Here is a 21,066-nt window from a genome sequence, read left to right on the forward strand (position 1 = left end):
GTTGACCCCCGCGTGCGGTTTGGAGACTGACCATGAAGCTCAATCCGGTTACCTTGAAAAAACTCAAGCGCTTCAAGTCGATCAAGCGCGGTTACTACTCCTTCATCATCTTCACCACCCTGGTGCTGCTCTCCCTGCTGGCGGAGCTGCTGGTCAACAGCCGGGCACTGATGGTGAGCTATCAGGGACAGTTGCACTTCCCCACCTATGGCGATGTGATCCCCGGCCAGCAGTTCGGGCTCGATTACGAGTACGAAACCAACTACCGCCAGCTCAAGGCCAAGTTTGCCGCAGAGGGCCAGGGCGACTGGGTGCTGCTGCCGCCGGTACCCTGGAACCCCTACGAGCAGGATTTCAAGGAGGATGCCTACCCGCCCTACGCCCCCAGCGCGGCCGAGCGCCACTTCCTCGGCACCGACACCAGCGGCCGCGACGTGCTGGCTCGGCTGGTTTACGGCTTTCGCATCGCCATCGGCTTTGCCTTTATCGCGCTGGCGGCCAGTTATGCAATCGGGGTCACCATCGGCTGCCTGATGGGCTTTCTCGGCGGCCGCTTTGACCTCATTCTGCAACGCTTTATCGAGATCTGGTCCCAGGTGCCGTTTCTCTACGTCATCATGATCCTGGTGTCGCTGGCCAAGCCCAACTTTGGCCTGTTTGTCGCCATCAACGTGCTGTTCGGCTGGATGGGGATCACCTGGTATATGCGCACCCTCACCTACAAGGAGCGGGCACGGGACTATGTGATGGCGGCGCGGGCACAAGGGGCGACCACCGGGCGGATCATCTTCAACCACATCCTGCCCAACACCCTGATGATGATCGTCACTCTGGCGCCGTTCGCCGTGGTGGGCAATATCTCCACCCTGACAGCACTCGACTATCTGGGCTTCGGGCTGGCACCGCCGACCCCGAGCTGGGGGGAGCTGCTCTCCCAGGGCATCAACAATCTGGATGCCATCTGGATCGTCAGCTCAGTGGTGGCAGCGGTGAGTCTGGTGCTGATCATGGTCTCCTTTATCGGTGAGGCGATCCGCGAGGCGTTCGATCCGCGCAAATTTACCCGTTACCAATAAGCCAGACGATGCCAGCGCATCGGCAGGCGCCGGATAACGAACAGTGATTAATGAAGGACGGGCCGCCGCCATCGGCGGTCCCGGGAGCAAGGGATAATCCCGTTATCAATCAAGACCCCCAGTGCAGGGGCCAGACCTGGAAGTCAAACATGAAAAATAAAATCAAATGGATAGGTGCTCTCTTTGTGCTGGTAAACGGATCCTGGGTCTGGGCGGCCAGCCTGCCCGCGGATCTCAAATGGGAGACCAACGACACGGATCCGGTGTTCGCCTCCCCCAAGGCGCTGCCGGGCGGCAGCCTCAATATGTTTGTGGACAGCTTTCCGCTGACGTTTCGCACCGTGGGGCCGGACTCCAACGGTTCGTTCCGCTCCTTTATTCTCGATAACCAGCTGCGGCTCATCAGCTTCCACCCCAATACCGGCAACCCCATTCCCTCGCTGGCGACCCACTGGGCCATCGCGCCAGACAGCCAGACCGTCTACTTCAAGCTGGATCCCCGCGCCAAATGGTCGGATGGCAAGCCGGTCAATGCAGACGACTACACCTTCGGCTACGAGATGATGCGCTCCAAGCACATCAAGGGGCCCTGGTTCAACAACTACTACACCACTGAAGTGGTCGCGGTAGAGAAGATCGATGATCACACCATTATGGTCAAAGCGGGCAACCGCAAGGCCAAGATGGACCTGCTCAACACCACCGAGCTGTGGCCCCAGCCCAAGCACTACTACAAGCTGACCCCCAACTGGGTGAAGCAGTACAACTGGGCCGTGGTGCCCACCACAGGCCCCTACGTGATCAGCAACGTCAAGAAGGGCAAGTCGGTCACCTTCAGAAAGCAGAAGGATTGGTGGGCAAAAGACGATCGCTACAACCAGCACAGATTCAACATCGACACCATCAAGGTGCAAGTGATCCGCGACCACAACATCGCCTTCCGCCACTTCCTGAAAGGGGAGATCGATACCTTCGAGATGATCCTGCCCAACTGGTGGCATGAAAAAGCGGTCACCCCGGAGTACAAAAAAGGCTACGTGCAGAAAGTGATGGCCATGACCGATACCAAACAGGGCGGACAGGGGGTTCACCTCAATGTGGCCAACCCCAAGCTGGCGGACGTGAACGTGCGGCTCGGCATCCAGCACGCCTTCAACATCGACAAGATGATTAAAACCGTGCTGCGCGGCGACTATGACAGAGCCACCACCTTTGACTCGGGCTTTGGCGCGTTCACTGACATCACGCTGCCACAGCGGGCTTATGACATTGGCAAGGCGCGGGAGTACTTTGCCAAGGGCGGCTACAACAAGCCGGGGCCGGACGGCATCCTGCAAAATGAGAAGGGGGAGCGGCTGACGCTGGCACTCACCTACACCAGTCAGGAGCACTCCAAGCGCCTGACCGTGCTGAAAGAGGAGGCCAAGAAGGCGGGTCTGGATCTGGAGCTCAATCTGGTGGATGGGGCCACCGGCTTCAAGGTGATGCTGGAGAAGAAACACGAAGCGGCCTGGCTCGGTTGGGGCGGCGGCGGTCTCTATCCGCAATATTGGGAGTTTTTCCACTCCGCCAACGCCAACAAACCGCAGACCAACAACCTGTTCAACGTAGCGGACAAGGAGCTGGACGCGCTGATCGATGCCTACAACGTCGAATTCGACATGGCCAAACGGGCCAAGCTCTCCCAGCAGATCCAGCAGCGCATCTATGACCTCGCCATCTTCGTGCCCGGGGTGCAGCTCAACTATGTGCGGGCCAGCAGCTGGCGTTATGTGATGCTGCCGGAGGTGCCTGCCACCAAGAACACGCCGGATCTGCTCTACTGGCCGATGGACGGTTATCCTCACAGTAGTGGCGGTCTGCTCTGGCTCGATCCCAAGGTGAAGGAAGAGAGCCGCAACGCCAAGGAGGCAGGGGAGGCGCTGGCGCCCATCAACCTGCTCGACAAGACCTATGCACGTCATTGATATTCAGGCCATTGCGAAGGGAGCAGCCGTTATGCCCAACACTCAGGCCCCCATTCTTGACGTACCGGATAACGGGGGGGAGTTCGCCGCTGATAACGGCCAGCACCAGGCCCCAATCCTCGAAGTACGCGATCTCGAGGTGGAGTTCGCCGTCGATGACGGCAAGATCAAGGTGCTCGACGGGGTCAGCTTCAAGGTGGCCCCGGGCCAGACGCTGGGGATCGTCGGCGAGTCCGGCTGTGGCAAGAGTGTCACTTCACTCGCCATCATGGGGCTGCTGCCCAAGCCCCATGGCCAAGTGGTCGCCGGTTCCATCCGCTTTCAGGGGGAGGAGCTGCTGTCACTTGCGCCGGATCAGATGTACAAGGTGCGCGGCAACCGCATCTCGATGATCTTTCAGGAGCCGATGACGGCCCTCAACCCGGTGCAGACGGTGGGGGAGCAACTGATGGAGGTGTTTCGCCTCCATCGCCCCGAGTATGACAAGGCACAGCGTAAAGCCGCGGCCATCGCCATGCTGCAGAAGGTGGGGATCCCGGAACCGGCCCAGCGCTTTGCGGTCTATCCCCACAACCTCTCCGGCGGCATGCGCCAGCGAGTGATGATCGCCATGGCGCTCTCCTGCGAGCCGGACCTGCTTATCTGCGACGAGCCGACCACGGCGCTGGATGTCACCATTCAGGCCCAGATCCTCGAACTGATGAAAGAGCTTCAGGCCCAGACCGGGATGGCCATCATCTTTATCACCCACGATCTGGGGGTAGTAGCTGAGCTGTGCGACGAAGTGGTGGTGATGTACGCCGGCCGCGCGGTAGAGCAGGCCGATGTGTTCGAGCTGTTTGACCACCCCCGTCACCCCTATACCCACGGCTTGATGAGCTCGATCCCGCGGCTCGAGGATGAGCCCAAGAGCCTGCTCAAGACCATCAAGGGACAGGTACCGGCCCTGCACGAAATGCCCGCTGGCTGCCGCTTCTCCAACCGCTGCCCCCATGCGACCGATCTCTGCATCAGCGCCATTCCGGCGGTGGAGCAGTTAAATCTGCGCCACCATGTCGCCTGTCACTACTGGAAGGAGTTGACCGTATGAGCACTCTGTTATCGGTCAGGGATCTGAAACAGCACTTCCGGCTGGGGGGCGGCTTCCTGCGCAAGCAATATACGGTTCATGCGGTGGATGGCATCAGCTTCGATCTCAAGCAGGGGGAGACGCTGGGGCTGGTGGGTGAGTCGGGCTGCGGCAAGTCCACACTCGGGCGCAGCCTGCTCAAGCTGTTCGAGCCGACCGCAGGCACCATCACCTTCGAGGGGCGCGACATCACCGCCCTCAGTCCGAAGGAGATGCGCTCCCTGCGCCAGGAGATGCAGATGGTATTTCAGGATCCTGCAGAATCCCTCAACAGCCGCCACACCGTGGGCCAAATTTTGGAGGAGCCCTTTATCATCCACGGTAAAGGCAACACTGAGCAGCGCCGCGGCTGGGTGCAAGAGCTGCTGGCAAAAGTGGGCCTGCCGGGCAGCGCAGTGGATCGCTACCCCCACGAGTTTTCCGGCGGTCAGCGCCAGCGGATCGGCATCGCCCGCGCCATCGCCCTCAAGCCCAAGCTGCTGGTGTGCGACGAGGCGGTCTCGGCCCTCGATGTCTCGGTGCAGTCCCAGATCGTCAACCTGCTGCTCAGCCTGCAGCGGGAGATGAACCTCTCCATCATCTTCATCGCCCACGATCTGTCGGTGGTCAAACACATCTCGGATCGCATCGCGGTGATGTATCTGGGACGGATCGTCGAACTGGCGGATGCCCAGTCGCTCTATCTGGCGCCGCGCCACCCTTACACCCAGGCGCTGATCTCTGCCATTCCGGTACCGGACCCGCGCAGGCGCAGCCAGCGCATTCTGCTGACCGGCGATGTGCCCTCCCCCATCTCGCCGCCGAGCGGCTGCCACTTCCACCAGCGCTGCCCCCATGCGACCGAGTTGTGCAAAAGCAAGGCGCCCAAGCTTGAGGCGTGTGATGAGGCCCATCATCAGGTGGCCTGCCACACCCCGCTCGCCGTCGGTGGTCACGCTATCAGCGGCAGCGCCATCAGTAGCAACGCCATGAGCGGCGACAGCAGGCTGGAGCAGGCGAGCTAGGCGCAGCGAACAAACCCCAGGGTAGAAACAGACGAGGCGGCCATCAGGCCGCCTCGTGCTATCGGGTCACTCTTGCAATATCGAGCCACGGCTGCCGCTTGTCAGGCAATCTGGTAACGGCCCGGCTTGTGGTTGAGTGTCAACACCAGATTACAGATAACTGCCGCCACGATGGAGAGCGCCAGGATCCAGGGCTGCACCACGAAAAACGAGGCGACAACAATGGCACAATCGAGCCCCATCTGCAGCTTGCCCGCCCGAATGCCAAAGCGATCCTGAATAAAGAGCGCCAGAATGTTGAAGCCCCCCAGACTCGACTTGTGACGGAACATGATGAGCAGCCCCATGCCAATCAGGGTACCGCCGATCAGCGCCGCATAGAGGGGCTCTATCTTTCCGATCTGCAACACCCCGTTGAGGTGATCGGTCATGTAGGAGACCGCCGCCACCGAGACGAAGGTGTTGAAGGTAAAACGTGGCCCCATCCGCAGCCATGCCAGCGCATAGAAGGGCAGGTTGATGCCGAAAAACAGCAGGCCGAAGCTGATGCCGGTCACCTTTTGCAACAACAGCGCCAGCCCGGCAGTCCCGCCGGTGAGCAGGCCAACCTGATGAAACAGAAAGATGCCGAGGGAAACAAAGCCGGCCGCCGTCAGCAGGGCCAGCACATCCTCATAAATAGGATGAGCAGTGCGAATCGAGGTGTTGTCCATAACCTGTATCCAAGCGAAGTAAAGAGAGAGTGTCTGTCGCCTGCCGTTGCGGGCGGGCTGCGAGCCCTGTCCACAGGGCTTCGTTATGGGGTCCAGTCTATTTTTTGTGAAAAGGATCACAACAGTCAGGCTGAACGCCCCATTCTGGTGCCTGTCATCTGGCATTGACACCCGCTGCACCAAGATGCAGCATGCCGCGGTTTAAGCACGCCATCCCCCCATTCACAGCACGAGGCACTTTTCATGAAGGTCACCATTTTTGGCACAGGCTATGTCGGGCTGGTGCAGGCCGCCGTTCTGGCCGAGGTGGGCCATCAGGTCTGCTGCGTGGATGTGGATGACGAGCGGATCGCCGCCCTCAGGCTGGGGCAGATCCCCTTCTATGAGCCGGGGCTGGCCCCGCTGGTCGAGAGCCATCTGGCCAGCGGCCGCCTGAATTTTACGGCCAATCCCGCCATTGCCGTGGCACACGCCGACCTGCTGCTGATCGCCGTGGGCACCCCGGCTGACGAGGATGGCTCGGCCGATCTGCAACATGTGCTGGCGGTGGCCGACACCATAGGCCGACTGATGAACAGCCCCAAGCTGGTGGTGACCAAAAGCACTGTGCCGGTCGGCACGGCGCAGCAAGTAAGAGAACACATTGAGCAGCAGTTGGCCGTGCGTGGGCTGCCCCTCGCCTGCGAGGTGGCGGCCAATCCCGAGTTTCTCAAGGAGGGAGCTGCGGTCAACGACTGCATGCGGCCGGACCGCATCATCATCGGCTGTGACAGCGAGCGGGCGCTTGAGCAGTTGCGCACCCTCTACGCCCCCTTCAACCGTAATCACGACCGGATCGTGGTGATGGATCTGCGCAGCGCAGAGCTCACCAAATACGCCGCCAACGCCATGCTGGCCACCAAGATCTCCTTTATGAACGAGATGGCTGCCCTCGCCGAGCAGCTGGGTGCCGATATCGAGGCAGTACGCCAGGGGATGGGGGCAGATCCCCGCATCGGTTACCACTTTATCTACCCGGGCTGCGGCTACGGCGGCTCCTGCTTCCCCAAAGATATCAAGTCGTTGCGTCATACCGCGGCGAGTGTCGGCTGCGATGCCCCGCTTTTAGCGGCGGTAGAGCAGGTCAACCAGCGCCAGCAACAGAAGATGGCGCAAACCCTGCTGACCCGCTTCGGGCCGGATCTGCGCGGCCGCACCTTCGCCCTGTGGGGGCTGGCGTTCAAACCCGGCACCGACGATATGCGCGATGCGCCGAGCCGCCCGCTGCTGGCCGCCATCTGGGCAGCCGGTGGCCGGGTGCAGGCCTTTGATCCCAAGGCGATGGAGCGCGCCCACCAGCTCTACGGCCAGCGGCCGGATCTGCTGCTCTGCCCGACTCAGGAGGCGGCACTGGAAGGGGCCGATGCCCTGCTCATCTGCACCGAGTGGCAGGCGTTTCGCGCCCCCGATTTCCAGCAGCTAAAGGCCCTGCTCAACCAGCCCGTCATCATCGATGGTCGCAACCTCTATGACCCCCGCCAGCTCTGCGAGCTCGGGCTTGACTATCACGCCATCGGGCGGCCACATCTTCCCGCCAAAAAGCAGCCTGCCAACACCAGCTGCAACCCGGAGATTCAACCATGATATCTGGTCACCGGCGTCGCCGGTTTTATCGGCTTTCATGTGGCCAGCCAGCTCTGTGCGGCAGGCCATCAGGTGGTGGGGATCGACAACCTCAACGACTACTACGAGGTGAGTCTGAAAGAGGCACGGCTGGCCCAACTGGCCAGTTTCCCCCATTTTCGCTTCGAGCGGCTGGATCTGGCGGATCGCGAGGCGATGGCGGCTCTCTTTGCCCACCATCGCTTCGAGCGGGTGATCCATCTGGGGGCGCAGGCGGGGGTGCGCTACTCCATCGACAATCCGTTCGCCTATGCCGACAGCAACCTCACCGGTATGCTGACGGTGCTGGAGGGGTGTCGTCACCACGGGATCGAACACCTCATCTACGCCTCCTCCAGCTCGGTCTATGGCATGGGGGATCAGATGCCCTACTCCACCGCGCAGCAGGTGGATCACCCGGTCTCCCTCTACGCCGCCACCAAGAAGAGTGGCGAGCTGATGGCCCACGCCTACTCGGCGCTCTATGGCCTGCCCACCACAGGGCTGCGCTTCTTTACCGTCTACGGCCCCTGGGGCCGCCCCGACATGGCCATCATCAAGTTCACCCGCGCCATCCTCGCGGGAGAGCCTATCGACGTCTATAACCACGGCGATCTCAGCCGCGACTTCACCTACATAGATGACATCGTCACGGGGATCCTCGCCGTGGCCGACCAGCCGCCCCGCCCCAATTCCGATTGGCACGCCAGCGAGCAGAGCGCGACCGAGAGTGCCGCCCCCTACCGCATCCTCAATATTGGCAACGGCCAGCCAGTACGGCTGCTCGATTTTATCGAGGCGCTGGAGGAGGCCATCGACAAACCCGCCATCAAGCGGATGCTGCCGATGCAGGCAGGTGACATGCACGCCACCTGGGCCGATAGTGAGCCGCTACACACCCTCACCGGCCTGCGCCCCGCTACGCCCCTCAAGCAGGGGGTTGCCGAGTTTGTCCGCTGGTATCTCGACTACTATCGGCCCGGCCGCTGACGAGCGCGGGTAGCCCCTCGGTCATTGATGAGTTAATCAGATACCACTGATGCCCCGCGGGTTTTAGGATGGCTGAACGCACTGTCTGCGCACCATAGCGAGGATTTGAGATGCAACAACAGGAACAGGGTCTGATCGATGGACTGTTCGACCGCCTCAAGCAAGCGCAAGCCAGGGATTGCAAGCGAGACCCACAAGCGGATCAGCTGATCCGCCAGCATCTGGCAGAACTGCCCGATGCCCCCTACTACATGACCCAGGCGCTGCTAATTCAGCAGGCAGCCCTTACTCGCCTCAACGAGCGAGTCAAGGAGCTGGAGGCAAACCAACGCAGTTCGAGCGGCGGTAGTTTTCTCTCCGGCCTGTTTGTTAGCGAAAGCAGCCCGCCCCCGCGCTTTACGCCACCACCGGCAACCGCTCCTGCCCAGCCAGCATCCCGTGCCAGCTCCTTTTTGGGCGGCGCCCTGCAAACCGCCGCCGGTGTGGCCGGTGGCGTGATGCTGGCCGATATGATCGGCGGACTGTTTCACAACAACCGCCCCGAGGAGATCATCGACATCATAGAGCCAGCGCCCATCGCCAATCCGGTCGATGCGGAACCGGTACGCTGGGACGGCTGGGATTCACCTCCCGATGCTGGCAGTAATTTTCTCGACGACGATAGCCAGAGTAGCGGCTGGGCCGACAGTGACGATAACAACGGCGGTTTCTTCTGACCGTCAAACCATTACTGGCCCCGCATCTGGCGGGGCTCAACTCGATACGAACCCCATGACTATGGAAAGTGTGATGACACCACGGATCGGCAGCGGCATGACGCGATATACTCAGCGCGCTTCGTGCCACCCGGGAGACACTCCCGACCCCAGGCGCTCTGTCCGTGGCCACGCAACACCCCCATGACGACAAGGAGCCACCTCATGATCCGAACCCTTCTCCTGATTGGCGCCGCCATCGCGGCCTATGCCCTGACCCAGAACCACACCCTGCTTCCCCTTATCTGCATGTTGATCCTGCTTTCGCTCTGGGTTGTCAGCGAAATTGGCAGCTTCTATCGCGCGCTTCCTCCCGCCGACCTGGATGAGCATGAGTATCACCACGACTTCTAACCCGATGAAAAATGGTATGAAACTCTCGCAATGCCGTTAGTTCCATACCATTTTGCTCTCTGAAATCCCCCCGCTATAACAACAGGATCCACTGCTTTCATGGCGATGGCAGCCATGTTCCTCTATATCTTCTCTACTCAAGCAGGAGATAAACGATGGGGAAGATCAGCGAAAACGGACTGTTTTTGCTGCTTTTTTTGTCGTCGCTACTGGCGGGCATTCCGCAGACGGCACAGGGCAGGGATTTCAGACAAGCCCCCAGGGCAATGACGGCACTCAGGCAGGGGCAGGCAGCCCAGCACAGCGGCAATCTGCAAAAGGCGATAGCCCTCTACTGCGTAGCCGCCAGCACCGGCAATCCCGAAGGTTACTTCCGGATCGGGCGTCTGCTCGCCACCGGCCCTGCCTCGGTACGCAGCGCAAAGCTGGCCAACAGCTACCTCGCCATGGCAATGCGCCTTGGTAACCGACAGGCAGCCCGCTACTACAACGCCCGCATCGGCAATGCTCCCATGGGTGATCAGTGCGGCATCGGGATCCGTGGCGGTCAGGGTGGCTATCTGGCCGGGCTCCCCTCCACCCCCTTCAATGTCGACTCCTGGGTTGCCCGCCAACCCCCCGCCAAGCAAAAGTTGGTCACCATGCTCCGTCACGCCGCCAAACACCATAAGGTGGATGCCCGGCTGGTACTGGCGATTGCCATCGCCGAATCCAATCTCAACAGCCGCGCCGTTTCACCCAAGAATGCTCAGGGGCTGATGCAGCTGATCCCCGAAACCCAGCAACGGTTCGGGGTAACCCGACCATTCGATCCGGCCCAGAACATCAAGGGCGGCGTCAGTTATCTCAAATGGCTGGATCGCCGCTTCGATGGCGACTGGGTACTGATCTCGGCAGCCTACAATGCCGGGGAAAAAGCGGTGGAACGCTATGGCGGGATCCCACCCTATGACGAGACGCAGGAGTATGTGAAACGGGTGCTCTACTTCGCTGGCCACAAACAGCCCTGAGCGGAAAATCAGAAGCTCGCCCGATCGGAAGGCGGCACACGCCTCTTTCTGCGGCCACTGTGGCGGCCACGCCCCCAATAGTCGAAGCCATAGTGACGGTAGTAACCCACCAGATTGCTGACCAGAAACATCCCCTCCATCAGCGCGGCGACCGGAGAGCCCACCAGCAGGTTGTTGACCAGCCAGCAGAGGGTGCCAAGCAACATCCAGCGCCGCAGTTGGCGATCATCCGGGCAAAACGCAGCCCGGGTTTGCAGCAGGCTGGCCAGCAGCCCGATCAATGAGAGCAGGCCCTGATAGGTTGCCAGCGCTGCCGCACAGGCCAACCCCATGAAAAACCACATCAAGATGTGGTGAACCAGCCAGATACTCACCAGAAAGCGCACGCAGGCCAGCAGCAACAGGCAGGCGGCCGACCACTGCCCGAGCAGGGCAAAGTGACCGGCATTGAGGGCGCAGGAGAGGGCCAGACAGGCCAGGATCCTGCGGCGATCCCGCAACTGAAACGACAACAGATCGAGCAGCAAAGCCAGGCTCACCACCAGCTGCGACCACAGAAACAGCGACATCATCCACACCTCGTCCGTCATTTGGATGGCGCAGCATGAGGGGATGGTCGGAGAGCGGCATTAACCCGTGTTAATGCGCCTACGGATCCGTGACAGGGTGACCGGGCTGATGCCGATGTAGTTGGCGAGCTGCACCTGAGTGAGCCGCGCAGGCCAGTGAGGGAAGGTGTGGCAGAGCTCCCGATAACGCTCCTCGGGAGAGTGAAGCAGCAAAAACGCCTCCTTGCGCTCCTTGTAACCGAGCTGCTGGCGCAACAGGGCCATGCAGACCGGCTGCCAGGCGGGCTCATCCAGCAGGGTGAGCGGCATCCGCACCACCTGCAACTCCGTCAGCGCCTCCAGCTGGTAGCGGGCAGGCGACCCCGTGAGCCAGCTGTCATAGAGCAGGCAGAGTTCCCCCTCGAAGTAGAACTCCTTGCAGCGCTCCTGTCCGTCCCGGGTGTAGTGGCAGGCGCGAGCGATGCCCGCTTCGATATAGAAGGCAGCTTCCTGCTCTGCCCCTTGCGCCAACAGTGCCTGACCGGCGCGCAGCGTCTGCCGTGGCAAGCGCAGGCTGATAGCTTCGCTCTGCGCGGCGTCCAATCCCATTGTGCAGAGAAAGGCGGTCAGCGAAGGGGCTTGAGGAGATGGGTTCATGAGGGCTCCGGGACAAAACGGCAGCCCACATCATGCCCAAATTGCACGACTGATGCAGCAAGGCGTGACCGCTGCGGCAAAGGGGGGACATAGCCGGGTGCCACCTTTGCCCCCCCTCGTCCGTTGGTTTACAATCGACGGGTTTTTTGGAACCCGGTTGACCTGTGTCGACCTGGCCCCACCACGACATCAGTCTGTTAATGCCAAGACATTAACCTGCTGAAAAGGAAGAGAATTAGCCAATGGCTCAATTTATTTACACCATGAACCGGGTCGGCAAGGTAGTGCCGCCCAAGCGTCATATTCTCAAGAACATCTCCTTGAGCTTCTTCCCGGGCGCCAAGATCGGCGTGCTGGGTCTGAACGGCGCCGGTAAATCGACCCTGCTGCGCATCATGGCAGGCATCGACACCGAGATCGAAGGGGAAGCCCGTCCGCAGCCCGGCATCAAGATCGGCTACCTGCCGCAGGAGCCTAAGCTGGATCCGGAGCAGACCGTACGCGAAGCCGTCGAAGAGGCCGTTGGCGAAGTGAAGCGCGCCATGGCCCGTCTGGACGAGGTCTATGCGGCCTACGCCGACCCGGATGCCGACTTTGACAAGCTGGCCCGCGAACAGGGCGAGCTGGAAGCCATCATCCAGGCTCAGGGTGGCCACAACATGGAAAACCAGCTGGAGCGTGCGGCCGATGCCCTGCGCTTGCCGGCCTGGGATGCCAAGATCAAGCACCTCTCCGGTGGTGAGCGCCGCCGTGTGGCACTGTGCCGTCTGCTGCTGGAAAAGCCTGACATGCTGCTGCTGGACGAACCGACCAACCACCTGGATGCGGAATCCGTGGCCTGGCTGGAGCGCTTCCTGCACGACTACGAAGGCACTGTAGTGGCGATCACCCACGACCGTTACTTCCTCGACAACGTGGCAGGCTGGATCCTGGAGCTGGACCGCGGCGAAGGTATCCCGTGGGAAGGCAACTACTCTTCTTGGCTGGAGCAGAAGGACGCCCGTCTGGCGCAGGAAGCCAGTTCCGAAGCGGCCCGTCGCAAGTCCATCGAGAAAGAGCTGGAGTGGGTTCGTCAAAACCCGAAAGGCCGTCAGGCCAAGTCCAAGGCCCGTATGGCTCGCTTCGAAGAACTCAACACTAACGACTACCAGAAGCGCAACGAGACCAACGAGCTGTTCATTCCGCCCGGACCGCGCCTCGGCGACAAGGTGGTGGAAGTGGCCAACCTGCGCAAATCCTACGGTGATCGGGTGCTGATCGACGATCTGTCGTTTGCCATTCCGAAGGGTGCCATCGTCGGCATCATCGGCCCGAACGGTGCCGGTAAGTCGACCCTGTTCCGCATGATGTCGGGTCAGGAGCAGCCGGATTCCGGCGCCATCACCCTGGGTGAAACCGTGGTGCTGGCCTCTGTCGATCAGTTCCGCGACAGCATGGATGACAAGAAGACGGTATTCGAAGAGGTCGCTGATGGTCAGGATATTCTGCGCATCGGCAACTACGAGTTCCCGAGCCGCGCCTACATCGGCCGCTTCAACTTCAAGGGTTCCGACCAGCAGAAGCGGGTTGGCGAACTCTCCGGTGGTGAACGTGGTCGTCTGCATCTGGCCAAGCTGCTGCAGACCGGCGGCAACGTGCTGCTGCTGGATGAACCGACCAACGATCTGGATATCGAAACCCTGCGCGCCCTCGAGAACGCCCTGCTGGAGTTCCCGGGTTGTGCCATGGTCATCTCCCACGACCGCTGGTTCCTCGACCGTATCGCCACTCACATCCTGGACTATCAGGATGAGGGCAAGATCGAGTTCTTCGAAGGTAACTTTACCGAATACGAAGAGTGGAAGAAGAAGACCTACGGCGCCGAGGCTATCCAACCGCACCGCGCTAAATATAAGCGTATCGCCAAATAAGGCTGACTGCGTGTTGAGGGGAGCTTCGGCTCCCCTTTCTCTTGCCTTTTGACTTACAATCCTAGACGGATGCCTTTGCATGGATGTAGCACGATGACGACCCCCATAGAGAAAAAACTCACCATCCAGATCCGGGTTGAACCGGGTTGCCTCGGGCCGGATGGCAAGGAGCACATAGAGACCTTCTGTGCCGCTGCCGCCAAGATTTTTGCCGCCGTGGAGCCCGAGCTGGTGAGCTGGGTGCTGATCCCCCGCTACGACAAACAGTTGCCGGAGCAGGAGTTCTTTATCGAGGGGCGCAAGCTAACCGAAGAGCAAGCAAGCCTCTTTCTGCGCCGCTTCGGCCGCGAGCTGGGTGAGTTACAAGACCGGCTCGACTCGGTGCTGGCCCAGCTGGTGGAGCGCTACTTCAAAACCCTGTAAGCCCCCAATTTTCGATAAAAGGTTCTCTGCTGAGAACCTTTTTTCATGCTCAAAAAGCAAACGTTTGAATTTTTACTCTATTCATTGATCTGCTTCGCAGATCCGGGGTTTGTAAACGGCGCCGCCTGTGTAAAAATGTGCGCGCTGTCACGGTATCAGGACGAGTCTGGTTACTTAACCGCCAGAAACAGGGCAATTTACCCCGCATGGATGGGATAGCCCGTTCCCCTGCTGCTTATTTCACGTCACCTATTGGAATCCAACATGAATCAACAACACCAAGCTGCCAATCAGGCCGCCGGGCAAGGATTGCTTGAGCGTCTGTTTGCCCTGCAAGGCCATGGCACTACCGCCCGCACCGAACTGATCGCCGGCATCACCACCTTCCTGACCATGGTCTACATCGTGTTCGTCAACCCGCAGATCCTCTCTGCAGCGGGCATGGACACCCAGGCCGTGTTCGTCACCACCTGCCTCATCGCCGGTATCGGCAGCATCCTGATGGGCCTCTTGGCCAACCTGCCGATCGCGCTGGCCCCCGCCATGGGCCTCAACGCCTTCTTCGCCTTTGTGGTCGTCGCGGGCATGGGTTACTCCTGGCAAGTGGGCATGGGCACCATCTTCTGGGGCGCCATGGGTCTGTTGATCCTCACCCTGCTGCGGGTGCGCTACTGGCTGATTGGCAACATTCCGCTCACCCTGCGGGTCGGCATCACCGCCGGTATCGGTCTGCTTATCGCCCTGCTCGGCCTGCACAACGCCGGTATCGTGGTGGCCAGCCCCGCGACTATGGTGACCGTGGGCAATCTCACCTCCCTGCCCTGCCTGCTGGGTCTGCTCGGTTTCTTCCTGATCTGCATCTTCTCCGCCCGCGGCGTCCACTCCGCCGTGCTGATCGCCATCGTGGTCACTACCGGTCTGGGCTGGCTGTTTGGCGATGTCACCTTCAAGGGCTTTGTCTCCATGCCCCCCAGCATCGAACCGGTGTTCGGCCAACTGGATCTGATGGGATCGCTCGATATCAGCCTCGCCGGGATCATCTTCTCCTTTATGCTGGTCAACCTGTTCGACTCCTCCGGCACCCTGATCGGTGTCACCAACCGCGCCAAGCTGGCCGATGACAAGGGCCACTTCCCGCGCATGAAACAAGCGCTGATGGTGGATAGCGTCAGCTCCGTCGGCGGCGCTTTCATGGGCACCTCCTCGGTCACCGCCTTTATCGAGAGCAGCTCCGGCGTCGCCGTCGGCGGCCGTACCGGTCTGACTGCCATCGTGGTTGGCCTGCTGTTCCTGCTGGCTATCTTCTTCTCTCCGGTCGCCGCCATGGTGCCGGCCTATGCCGCCGCTGGCGCCCTTATCTATGTGGGTGTGCTGATGTGCTCCGAGCTGACCCGGGTGAAGTGGGAAGATCTGACCGAAGCGGTACCGGCCTTTATGACCGCCGTCATGATGCCGTTCAGCTTCTCCATCACCGAGGGGATCGCCGTCGGCTTTATCTCCTACTGCGTGATGAAGGCGGGCACCGGCCGCTGGCGCGAAATCAACCCCTGCGTGCTAGTGGTCGCCCTGCTGTTCGTGCTCAAGTTCGTCTGGGTCGACAGCCACTAAGCGGCACTCTGTCCCAATAAAAATGCCAGTCAGCTGACTGGCATTTTTTTATCCAAAGTATTTTCGACCTGTGCGCTGGCCATAAAAAAATCCGAAACCAGTGGTTTCGGATTTTTGCTATTCAGTATGTGGCAGAGCGGGGTAATCCCCTCGTCTGCCACATCGGCAGAGCTTACTCGGCAGCCATGCGGGCTTCGATATACGCCAGCGCGCGGTCGATACGGGCAAGTACACGCTCTTTGCCGACCAGCGCCATCACGGCGTCGATGCCGGGGGACTGGCCCAGACCGGTGACAGCAACGCGCAGCGGCATGCCGACCTTGCCCATGCCCTGACCCAGCTCGGCGGCAGTGGCTTCAATCAGCTCGTGCAGCGCTTCGGTGGTCCAGCTATCCAGTGCAGCCAGCTTGGTTTTGGCCAGAGCCAGCGGCTCGGCAGCCACGCCACGCAGGTGCTTCTTGGCAGCCGCTTCGTCGATCGCCTCAAAATCTTCGAACAGGTAGCGGCTCTGGGCGGCCATCTCGACCAGAGTGTTGCAGCGCTCGGCCAGCAGAGTAACAACCTCTGGCAGTGACGGACCCTTGCTGGTGTCGATCTTCTGGTCGGCCATGTGCCAGGCCAGATGCTTGGCAACATAGGTCGGATCCAGGCTGCGCATGTAGTGGTTGTTCAGCCACAGCAGCTTGTCGGTGTTGAACGCGGAGGCGGATTTGGAGATGGCATCCAGGCTGAACAGCTTGATCATCTCGTCGAGGGTGAAGATCTCCTGATCGCCGTGGGACCAACCCAGACGCACCAGATAGTTCAGCAGCGCTTCCGGCAGGTAGCCGTCGTCGCGGTACTGCATCACAGAAACCGCACCGTGGCGCTTGGAGAGCTTGGCGCCGTCGTCACCCAGGATCATGGAGACGTGGGCAAATTCCGGTACCGGCGCGTTCAGCGCCTTGTAGATGTTGATCTGGCGCGGGGTGTTGTTGATGTGGTCTTCGCCACGCACCACGTGGGTGATCTCCATATCCCAGTCATCGACTACAACACAGAAGTTGTAGGTCGGCGCGCCGTCGGTACGGCGAATGATCAGATCGTCTAGCTCGGTGTTGGCGAACTCGATGCGGCCACGGACGTGGTCATCGAACACCACGGAACCTTCGGTCGGGTTGCGGAAGCGGATCACGTGCGGCGCATCGGCCGGGTGGTCATGGGCGTGGTCGCGGCACTTGCCGTCGTAGCGGGGCTTCTCGCCGTTGGCCATCTGGCCTTCACGCAGCGCTTCCAGACGCTCTTTGGAGCAGTAGCACTTGTAGGCGCGGCCATCAGCCAGCATCTCATCGATCAGACCGTTGTAGCGATCGAAGCGCTTGGTCTGGTAGTAGGGGCCCTCATCCCAGTTCAGCTCCAGCCATTCCATGCCCTCAATGATGGCGTCGATCGCCTCCTGAGTGGAACGTTCCAGGTCGGTATCCTCAATACGCAGCACGAACTCACCGCCTTGGTTCTTTGCAAACAACCAGGAATAGAGTGCGGTACGGGCACCGCCGACATGCAAAAAGCCGGTCGGGCTGGGAGCAAAACGGGTTTTGACTTTCATCTTTAAGCCTTGTGTAGAGGGCCTTGGGCCAATTCGTTAAAAAAACCGTCGCATTTTAGCACCGACAATCACGGATGGGAAAACCATGACGCCATTGCGGGCTAAAGTAGGGGATTAAATTTACTGGCGGGGCGCTTGCCGCCTGATATTTGAAGGGGATCGCAAAACAGAAGTTCTATTTCCTATTTGCTACAACCACTGTCGGCTTCGGTCGATATCCAAATAACACCGCTACTAAAAAGGAAGAGACGATGCAGTTCCGTTCTATCCAGAATCGCATTCTAGTGATGGCCGGGATCGCCATGACCACCGCCTTGGTCATCCTGATCCTGCTCAACCAATACTCGGGTCAGCAGACTCAACAACTCACCATCAGCTCCAGCCGTGAAGCGCTGCAGCAGGAGGCCTGGCAGAAGGTCAGCGCCAATGCTCGCGCCGAGGCGGCCACCATCACCCAACTGCTGCAAAAGGGGCTCTCCTACACCCAGCAGATGGCCAGCGCCCTCGCCCTGCAACAGCAAAGCAAACTGTCGCTGGATCGCCAGCAGGCCACTGACTTGCTCAAGGCACAACTGGCGCTGGAGCCCCAGCTCTATGGCGCCTTCGCCGGCTTCGAGCCCAACGGTTTCGACGGTCAGGATGCCAGCTTTGCTGGCCAGAGTGCGCTGGGCAGTGACGACAAGGGGCGCTTCGTGCCCTACTTCTATCGCGACAAGGATCAAATCGGCACCGATCTGCTGCTCTCCATCGAAAAAACCGACCCGGACGAATTCGGCAATCCCGCCAACGACTACTACGCCTGCCCGAAGCGGGAAGGACGCTCTTGCCTCATCGATCCCTTCAAGGTGGATATCAACGGTCAGCAGGTGCTGGTGAGCACTATCACCACCCCCATCATGGTGAATGGCCAGTTCCGCGGCATCGCAGCCCTCGATCTGGCGGTGGACTCCATCAGCCGTCAGGCCAAGAGCCTCAACAGCAATATCTATGACGGCAAGGGCGAAACCCTGATCGTCAGCACCGCCGGTGTCATCACAGGCACCAGCGGTGATGCCAGCCTGCTCGGCAGCAGCGCAAGTAAGGTGCTGGGCAACCAGTGGCAACAGTACCTGAAACCGGAAGTTCAGCGTCAGGAGCTGGACGAGTCATTCCGTATTTCCGTCCCCATCATGGTGCCGGGAATGAGCCGCAACTGGGCCATCATCGTCACCCTGCCCTACAAGGTGGTACTGGCGGGCGCCGATCAACTGGAAAGCCAGCTGAGCGACATGAACCAGGCAGCCATGACCCAGCAATTGGTGGGCGCAGTTATCGTACTGGTGCTGGCGCTGGCCACCATGCTGGTGATTGCCCGCAGCATCACAGGCCCCATCCGTCAGATGGTCAGCCTGGTGGATGACATCGCCGATGGTGAAGGGGATCTCACCAAACGTCTCGCAACCCGATCTGTCGACGAGCTGGGGGATCTCGCCAAGGGGATCAACCGCTTTATCGACAAGCTGCAAGGGCTGCTAGGGGATGTGCTCAAGACTGCCAGCGAGGTGAACCGTTATGCCGGTGACACCGATCGCATTGCCGGTCAGACCGACAACAACCTGCAGCATCATCAGGCCGAGATGGAGCAGATGCTGACCGCGGTACAGGAGATGTCCTACGTCAGTCAGGAGGTCGCCACCCACGCCAACAACACCGCCGACTCGGCCAAACAGGCGCAAGGCGCAGCCGATCAGGGCAAGGAGCGCTTCCAGCAGGTGATCCAGTCGATGCACAAAGTCGCGGCAGAAGCCGGGAAAGGGGCTGAAGTGGTTGAAGGGCTGGCTCACGACAGCGCCCAGATCACCAGCATCCTCACCGTCATTCAGGGGATTGCCGATCAGACCAACCTGCTGGCTCTCAACGCCGCCATCGAGGCTGCACGGGCTGGCGAACAGGGCCGCGGCTTTGCGGTGGTGGCCGACGAGGTGCGCAAACTGGCGGGCAATACCCAGCAGGCGGTGCAGAATACCCAGGAGTTGATCGAGAAGATCCGCCTCAGCTCCACCAATGCAGTCAACGCCATCACCCAGAGCCAGCAGCTGACCCATCAGGCGGTGTGCGAGGCGGATCTGGCGGAAGAGGCGCTCGGCAGCATCTACCAGGCCATCTCCACCATCAACGACATGACCTATCAGATCGCCTCCGCCGCCGAAGAGCAGAGCTCGGTCTCAGAAACCGTCTCCGGCAACCTGTCAAAAACCAACGCACTGGCCAACGACATTGCTCAGGATGCGACCGAAACGGCCAAAGCCAGCCAGGCTTTGCGTCAGGCGGCAGATAAATTGCAGCAATTATTGGGTCAATTTCGTCTCAGCTGATAATTTTCCGCCTCAGGACTCTCCCCCTCGGGGGCGAGTCCGTTTACCATAGGCGACGAATTTGCCTGATGGCAGGCAATGTAGTGAGAGGTAAATGCCGTGCCCACCCCGGACCGTCGCCCACGAGGCCATAACAGACGAGCCCAGCAGCGTCGCCAAGACGAATCACAAGGATCCCTGCTCCATCGCATCAATGCCGCGACCCTGTCCCTGCGCCAACGTTTTGGCCAAGGGATGAGCAACCTCGGCCAACGCCGCCAGGATGCCAAAGCAGGCAAATTCAAGCTGTCCAGCCCGCTGCCCCGCAAAAACACCATAGGTCTGCTGATCCTGATCCCGCTCTGGTTGCTGGTACTGGCCTGGGAGCCGGCACCATCCGCCCCCAAAGCCGCCCCTTCCGGCTCGCTGGAAGTGCCGCTGGCCGTACCTGCTCAAGCTCTAACTGTCGGTAATGGCGCGGCAGGCGGTGCCCCCGCGGCAGCCAAGCCGGTCGAAGAGAAGGTCAACGGTACCTGGCTGCAACACGATGTGCAGGCGGGTGAGACCCTCTACTCCATCTGGCGTAAATTCGAGTTGCCGGGTGCCGAGTTGAGCCGCCTGATCGCCATCGAGGGGCCGGATCGCCCCCTGACCCGCCTGCAATCGGGCCGCTCTATCTTCATCCTGGTGGACGACACCCGCCGCATCCAGCGGGTGGAGATCCGCTCCTACGGTCAGGCGGTTTACCGCTACGACCGGCAGGGCGAAGGGTTCGCCCTCAAGGAATAACAAAAACGGGAGGCGCTGGCCTCCCGTTTTTTTCAGTCAAATATCTTCAAATAAGCTACTGACTTCACAATATTTTTAGCTTGTTCAAAAAACGAAAGGGGTCAAATTGACAAGGATCGGCGCTAACGTACAATCGTTTGTGCTTTAGACAGGGATTGTTCTACGTGCTACTGGGACAAAGAGACGTGGTCAGTCATGAGCCAACCCCTGCTTGCAAGGCAAATGCAGCCCAGCACGGGCTTAGTTTCATTTTGTTATTGATAGGATTTAGCACATGTCTGACATTCGCACCGGCCAGGTAAAATGGTTCAACGAAACCAAGGGTTTTGGCTTTATTGAACAATCCCAGGGTCCGGACGTATTCGTTCACTTCTCCTCCATCCAGAGCACCGGTTTCAAAACCCTGGCTGAAGGTCAAAAAGTCCAGTTCACTGTGACCCAGGGCAAAAAAGGCCCTCAGGCTGAGAACGTTACTCTGGTCTAAGCCCGCGCCAGTGAATCATGCAGGAGGAGCCAAGGCCCCTCCTCTTTTTTGCCCGCAATTCTCGCCTCCCACCACCTGTTACAACCG

19 protein-coding genes are annotated in these 21,066 nt (G+C 60.3%); 15 read left to right on the plus strand and 4 right to left on the minus strand.

The window, feature by feature from the left end:
* Positions 1–32: 32 nt before the first annotated feature.
* The 4 genes from ACTG19_RS08505 (at position 33) to ACTG19_RS08520 (ending at position 5,176) form a co-directional block, all read left to right on the plus strand.
* A complete protein-coding gene (locus ACTG19_RS08505; protein ID WP_013724081.1) occupies positions 33–1,076 on the plus strand; it encodes an ABC transporter permease in 1,044 nt (347 codons plus the stop codon).
* Positions 1,077–1,225: 149 nt separating this feature from the next.
* A complete protein-coding gene (locus ACTG19_RS08510) occupies positions 1,226–3,043 on the plus strand; it encodes an extracellular solute-binding protein (protein WP_113739074.1) in 1,818 nt (605 codons plus the stop codon).
* Positions 3,044–3,074: 31 nt separating this feature from the next.
* Positions 3,075–4,133 carry an ABC transporter ATP-binding protein gene (locus ACTG19_RS08515; protein ID WP_108542579.1) on the plus strand — a complete coding sequence of 353 codons (1,059 nt, stop codon included), beginning with the start codon at positions 3,075–3,077 and terminating at the stop codon, positions 4,131–4,133.
* Positions 4,130–5,176: an ABC transporter ATP-binding protein gene (locus ACTG19_RS08520; RefSeq protein ID WP_439988975.1), complete on the plus strand. Its 1,047-nt coding sequence runs from the start codon at positions 4,130–4,132 to the stop codon at positions 5,174–5,176. Before ACTG19_RS08515 ends, ACTG19_RS08520 begins: the two co-directional genes overlap by 4 nt.
* A gap of 101 nt (positions 5,177–5,277) precedes the next feature.
* Here the strand turns inward: ACTG19_RS08520 and ACTG19_RS08525 are convergent, their stop codons facing one another.
* Positions 5,278–5,889 carry a YitT family protein gene (locus ACTG19_RS08525; RefSeq protein ID WP_005349421.1) on the minus strand — a complete coding sequence of 204 codons (612 nt, stop codon included), beginning with the start codon at positions 5,887–5,889 and terminating at the stop codon, positions 5,278–5,280.
* Positions 5,890–6,132: 243 nt separating this feature from the next.
* On the opposite strand from ACTG19_RS08525, the gene ACTG19_RS08530 reads away from it, so the two are divergent.
* From ACTG19_RS08530 to ACTG19_RS08550, 5 genes are all read left to right on the plus strand, one after another.
* The gene (locus ACTG19_RS08530; RefSeq protein WP_113739077.1) at positions 6,133–7,512 is read left to right on the plus strand and encodes a UDP-glucose dehydrogenase family protein; all 1,380 of its coding nucleotides are present in this window, start codon (positions 6,133–6,135) and stop codon (positions 7,510–7,512) included.
* Positions 7,513–7,551: 39 nt separating this feature from the next.
* Positions 7,552–8,520: an NAD-dependent epimerase/dehydratase family protein gene (locus tag ACTG19_RS08535; protein WP_439988976.1), complete on the plus strand. Its 969-nt coding sequence runs from the start codon at positions 7,552–7,554 to the stop codon at positions 8,518–8,520.
* A 110-nt stretch (positions 8,521–8,630) separates the two neighbouring features.
* Positions 8,631–9,236: a DUF2076 domain-containing protein gene (locus ACTG19_RS08540; RefSeq protein ID WP_113739079.1), complete on the plus strand. Its 606-nt coding sequence runs from the start codon at positions 8,631–8,633 to the stop codon at positions 9,234–9,236.
* 204 nt (positions 9,237–9,440) lie between these two features.
* Positions 9,441–9,629: a hypothetical protein gene (locus ACTG19_RS08545; RefSeq protein ID WP_113739080.1), complete on the plus strand. Its 189-nt coding sequence runs from the start codon at positions 9,441–9,443 to the stop codon at positions 9,627–9,629.
* Positions 9,630–9,784: 155 nt separating this feature from the next.
* Positions 9,785–10,639 carry a lytic transglycosylase domain-containing protein gene (locus ACTG19_RS08550; protein ID WP_113739081.1) on the plus strand — a complete coding sequence of 285 codons (855 nt, stop codon included), beginning with the start codon at positions 9,785–9,787 and terminating at the stop codon, positions 10,637–10,639.
* Between the two features lie 8 nt (positions 10,640–10,647).
* Here the strand turns inward: ACTG19_RS08550 and ACTG19_RS08555 are convergent, their stop codons facing one another.
* Positions 10,648–11,211 carry a YgjV family protein gene (locus ACTG19_RS08555; RefSeq protein WP_421295288.1) on the minus strand — a complete coding sequence of 188 codons (564 nt, stop codon included), beginning with the start codon at positions 11,209–11,211 and terminating at the stop codon, positions 10,648–10,650.
* 57 nt (positions 11,212–11,268) lie between these two features.
* A complete protein-coding gene (locus ACTG19_RS08560; RefSeq protein WP_227095873.1) occupies positions 11,269–11,844 on the minus strand; it encodes a Crp/Fnr family transcriptional regulator in 576 nt (191 codons plus the stop codon).
* A gap of 242 nt (positions 11,845–12,086) precedes the next feature.
* Between ACTG19_RS08560 and ettA the strand changes: the two genes are divergently transcribed.
* The 3 genes from ettA (at position 12,087) to ACTG19_RS08575 (ending at position 15,785) form a co-directional block, all read left to right on the plus strand.
* A complete protein-coding gene (gene ettA / locus ACTG19_RS08565) occupies positions 12,087–13,754 on the plus strand; it encodes an energy-dependent translational throttle protein EttA (RefSeq protein WP_005358378.1) in 1,668 nt (555 codons plus the stop codon).
* 93 nt (positions 13,755–13,847) lie between these two features.
* The gene (locus ACTG19_RS08570; protein WP_439988977.1) at positions 13,848–14,177 is read left to right on the plus strand and encodes a hypothetical protein; all 330 of its coding nucleotides are present in this window, start codon (positions 13,848–13,850) and stop codon (positions 14,175–14,177) included.
* Between the two features lie 264 nt (positions 14,178–14,441).
* Positions 14,442–15,785: an NCS2 family permease gene (locus tag ACTG19_RS08575; RefSeq protein ID WP_113739084.1), complete on the plus strand. Its 1,344-nt coding sequence runs from the start codon at positions 14,442–14,444 to the stop codon at positions 15,783–15,785.
* Positions 15,786–15,957: 172 nt separating this feature from the next.
* Here the strand turns inward: ACTG19_RS08575 and gltX are convergent, their stop codons facing one another.
* On the minus strand, positions 15,958–17,373 hold the full coding sequence (gltX, locus tag ACTG19_RS08580) for a glutamate--tRNA ligase (protein WP_439988978.1): 1,416 nt from the start codon (positions 17,371–17,373) through the stop codon (positions 15,958–15,960).
* A 251-nt stretch (positions 17,374–17,624) separates the two neighbouring features.
* Here gltX and ACTG19_RS08585 point away from each other — a divergent pair, with 251 nt between their 5' ends.
* The 3 genes from ACTG19_RS08585 (at position 17,625) to ACTG19_RS08595 (ending at position 20,979) form a co-directional block, all read left to right on the plus strand.
* A complete protein-coding gene (locus tag ACTG19_RS08585; RefSeq protein ID WP_439988979.1) occupies positions 17,625–19,727 on the plus strand; it encodes a methyl-accepting chemotaxis protein in 2,103 nt (700 codons plus the stop codon).
* Between the two features lie 99 nt (positions 19,728–19,826).
* On the plus strand, positions 19,827–20,495 hold the full coding sequence (locus tag ACTG19_RS08590; protein ID WP_005338970.1) for a LysM-like peptidoglycan-binding domain-containing protein: 669 nt from the start codon (positions 19,827–19,829) through the stop codon (positions 20,493–20,495).
* A 274-nt stretch (positions 20,496–20,769) separates the two neighbouring features.
* On the plus strand, positions 20,770–20,979 hold the full coding sequence (locus tag ACTG19_RS08595; RefSeq protein WP_005338972.1) for a cold-shock protein: 210 nt from the start codon (positions 20,770–20,772) through the stop codon (positions 20,977–20,979).
* Positions 20,980–21,066 lie beyond the last annotated feature (87 nt).

It is taken from the genome of Aeromonas sp. 3P, assembly GCF_051919745.1.
Lineage (GTDB): Bacteria > Pseudomonadota > Gammaproteobacteria > Enterobacterales > Aeromonadaceae > Aeromonas > Aeromonas veronii.